The sequence below is a fragment of the Streptomyces aureus genome (genome assembly GCF_001418135.1).
Lineage (GTDB): Bacteria > Actinomycetota > Actinomycetes > Streptomycetales > Streptomycetaceae > Streptomyces > Streptomyces aureus_A.
In genome coordinates this window covers 1-3,948 of sequence record NZ_LIPQ01000619.1, presented here as the reverse complement: position 1 = coordinate 3,948, position 3,948 = coordinate 1, and the positions used below count along the sequence as shown (strand labels likewise).

At 73.0% G+C, this 3,948-nt stretch carries 1 protein-coding gene; it reads left to right on the top strand.

Features of this window, described 5'->3' with window-relative positions:
* Positions 1-139: 139 nt before the first annotated feature.
* Positions 140-3,883, top strand: coding sequence for an ABC transporter ATP-binding protein (locus tag AOK00_RS35185; protein WP_055604176.1), 3,744 nt, complete (start codon positions 140-142; stop codon positions 3,881-3,883).
* Positions 3,884-3,948: the final 65 nt, after the last annotated feature.

Sequence of the window (3,948 nt, the reverse complement as noted above, 5' to 3'; positions counted from 1 at the left end):
CCGCGTGGTCCTAGGACCACGGTCCCGCCCCCGGGGGGACCTACGGACGAACCCTCGCCCCGATGTGTTGCGGCGGGATGAAATCGCAGCCCACCCGTGTTGGGGCTTCCGGTAGAGCAGGACGAACGGGAGGCCACTCGTGGCGGCGGTCGGGGAAAAACAGCAGGGCTGGGCGCGCAGGCTCGCCGGGTACGCGTGGCGGTACAGGGCGAACACGTTGCTCGCGCTCGGGTCCTCGCTGGTCGGCATGGCCGTGCTCGCCCTGGTGCCGCTGGTCACCAAGGTGATCATCGACGACGTCATCGGGACGAAGACCCGGGACCTCGCGGTCTGGACCGGCCTCCTCATCGGCGCCGCCGTCGTCGTCTACGCCCTCACCTACGTCCGCCGCTACTACGGCGGCCGCCTCGCCCTGGACGTCCAGCACGACCTGCGTACCGACATGTACGCCACCATCACCCGGCTCGACGGGCGGCGGCAGGACGAGCTGTCGACCGGGCAGGTCATCGGGCGGGCCACCAGCGACCTCCAGCTGATCCAGGGGCTTCTCTTCATGCTCCCGATGACCGTCGGGAACATCCTGCTCTTCCTCATCTCGCTCGGCGTCATGGCCTGGCTGTCCCTCCCGCTCACCCTCGTCGCCCTCGCCGTCGCCCCCGCCCTCTGGTTCATCGCCAAGCGCAGCCGTACCCGCCTCCACCCCGCCACCTGGCACGCCCAGCAGCAGGCCGCGGCCGTCGCCGGGGTCGTCGACGGGGCCGTGACCGGCGTCCGGGTCGTCAAGGGCTTCGGCCAGGAGGACCAGGAGACGGGCAAGATCCGCGAGGCCGGGCGGAAGCTGTTCGCCGGCCGGCTGCGGACGATCCGGCTGAACTCGCGGTACACCCCGGCCCTCCAGGCCGTCCCCGCCCTCGGCCAGGTCGCCGTCCTCGCCCTCGGCGGCTGGCTCGCCTACCGCGGCCAGATCACCCTCGGCACCTTCGTCGCCTTCTCCGCCTACCTGGCCTCCCTCGTCGGCCCGGTCCGCATGCTCGCCATGGTCCTCACCGTCGGCCAGCAGGCCCGCGCCGGCGTCGACCGCGTCCTCGACCTCGTCGACACCGAGCCGGTCATCCAGGACGGCACGAAGGAACTCCCGGCCGACGCCCCCGCCACCGTCGAGTTCGACGACGTGTCCTTCGCGTACGACGACGGGCGCCCCGTCCTCGACGGGTTCTCGCTGGAGATCCGCGCCGGCGAGACCGTCGCCGTCGTCGGCGCCTCCGGTTCCGGCAAGTCCACCGTCTCCCTGCTCCTCCCGCGCTTCTACGACGTCACCCACGGCGCCGTCCTCGTCGGCGGCCACGACGTCCGCGAGCTCACCCTCGACTCGCTGCGCGCCGCGATCGGCCTCGTCCCCGAGGACTCCTTCCTCTTCTCCGACACCGTCCGCGCCAACATCGCGTACGGCCTCCCGGAGGCCACCCAGGAGCAGATCGAGGCGGCCGCCCGCGCCGCCCAGGCGGACCGTTTCATCGCCGAGCTGCCCGAGGGGTACGACACCAAGGTCGGCGAGCACGGCCTCACCCTCTCCGGCGGCCAGCGCCAGCGCGTCGCCCTCGCCCGCGCGATCCTCACCGACCCCCGGCTGCTCCTCCTCGACGACGCCACCTCCGCCGTCGACGCCAAGGTCGAGCACGAGATCCACGAGGCCCTGAAGGCGGTGATGGCGGGCCGTACGACCCTGCTCATCGCGCACCGCCGCTCCACCCTCGGCCTCGCCGACCGCATCGCCGTCCTGGAGGACGGCCGGCTCGCCGACATCGGCACTTACGCCGAGCTGGAGGAGCGCTCCCCGCTCTTCCGCCGCCTGCTCACCGACCCCGACGAGCTGGGCGCCGTCTCGCCCGGCCACCTCACCCCGGCCGGGGTCCCCGAGGACGGCACGCTGCGGGCCGAACTCGACGCCGAGTTCGACGCCGAGCGCGGCCTCACGCCCGCCCTGTGGGTCCGGGACGAGACCGCCGCCCGGGAGAGCGACGCGCCCGGCGCCACCCCCGAGCTGCTCGCCGCCGTCGAGGCCCTGCCGCCCGCGACCGACACCCCCGGCATCGACGAGGCCCGCGCCGTCTCGCCCGAGGACAGCTACGGTCTGCGCCGGCTGCTCCGCGGCTTCGGGGCCCCGCTGCTCATCAGCCTCGGCCTGGTCGCCCTCGACGCGGGAGCGGGCCTGCTGCTCCCGGTCCTGATCCGGCACGGCATCGACGAGGGCGTGAACCGGCTCGCGATCGGCGCCGTCTGGGCGGCGTCCGCGCTGGCCCTGGTCACCGTCCTCGTGCAGTGGGTCGCGCAGACCGCCGAGACCCGGATGACCGGCCGTACCGGCGAGCGGGTCCTCTACGCGCTGCGCCTGAAGATCTTCGCCCAGCTCCAGCGGCTCGGTCTCGACTACTACGAGCGCGAGCTCACCGGCCGGATCATGACCAGGATGACCACGGACGTGGACGCCCTGTCGACGTTCCTGCAGACGGGCCTGGTCACCGCCTTCGTCTCCGTCGTGACCTTCTTCGGGATCATGGTCGCGCTGCTCGTGCTCGACCTCCAGCTCGCCCTGGTGGTCTTCGCGACCCTGCCGGTCCTCGCCGTCGCCACCTACTACTTCCGCCGCTCCAGCGTGAAGGCGTACGAGCTGGCGCGCGAGCGGATCAGCGTCGTCAACGCCGACCTCCAGGAGTCCGTCTCCGGCCTGCGGATCGTGCAGGCCTTCCGCCGCGAGCGGTCCGGTGCCGCCCGGTTCGCCGAGCGCAGCGACCACTACCGCGAGGCGCGCGTCCGCGGCCAGTGGCTGATCTCCGTCTACTTCCCGTTCGTCACCCTGCTGTCCTCGGTGGCCGCCGCGGCCGTCATGATCGTCGGAGCGAACCGCATCGAGGGCGGCACGCTCACCACCGGCGCGCTCGTCGCCTACCTCCTCTACATCGACCTGTTCTTCGCCCCCGTGCAGCAGCTCTCACAGGTCTTCGACGGCTACCAGCAGGCCGCCGTCTCGCTGAAGCGGATGCAGGAACTCCTCCAGGAGCCGACGTCGACGGCCGCCGCGCCCGCACCCCTGGACGTGCTCTCGCTGCGCGGCGAGATCGCCTTCGAGGACGTCTCCTTCGCGTACGGAGGCGAGGACGGGGCGCCGAAGGACGAGACCGCCCTCACCGGCATCGACCTGCGCATCCCGGCCGGTCAGACCGTCGCGTTCGTGGGCGAGACCGGCGCGGGGAAGTCCACCCTGGTCAAGCTGGTCGCCCGGTTCTACGATCCGACGGGCGGCCGGGTCACCGCCGACGGCACCGACCTGCGCGACCTCGACCTCACCGCGTACCGGCACCGGCTCGGCGTCGTCCCGCAGGAGGCGTACCTCTTCGCCGGGACGATCCGCGACGCCATCGCGTACGGCCGTCCCGACGCGACCGACGCCGAGGTGGAGGCGGCGGCCCGCGCGGTCGGCGCCCACGACATGATCGCGACCCTCGACGGCGGCTACCTCCACGAGGTCGCCGAGCGGGGCCGCAACCTCTCGGCCGGTCAGCGCCAGCTCATCGCGCTCGCCCGCGCCGAGCTCGTCGACCCGGACATCCTGCTCCTCGACGAGGCCACGGCCGCCCTCGACCTGGCCACCGAGGCCCAGGTCAACCAGGCCACCGACCGCCTCGCCGGCCGTCGCACGACCCTGGTCGTCGCCCACCGGCTGACCACCGCCGCCCGCGCCGACCGGGTGGTCGTCATGGACCACGGCCGGGTCGCGGAGGACGGCACCCACGAGGAGCTCCTGGCCCTGGACGGCCGGTACGCGACGCTGTGGCGGACGTTCATCGGCGAGACCGTGGACGGGGAGGAGCCGGAGCGGGTGTGAGTACCCGCCCGTCCGGCAGGTGAGTACCCGGGCGGATACCGGGAGCACGGGCGGGTACTCACACC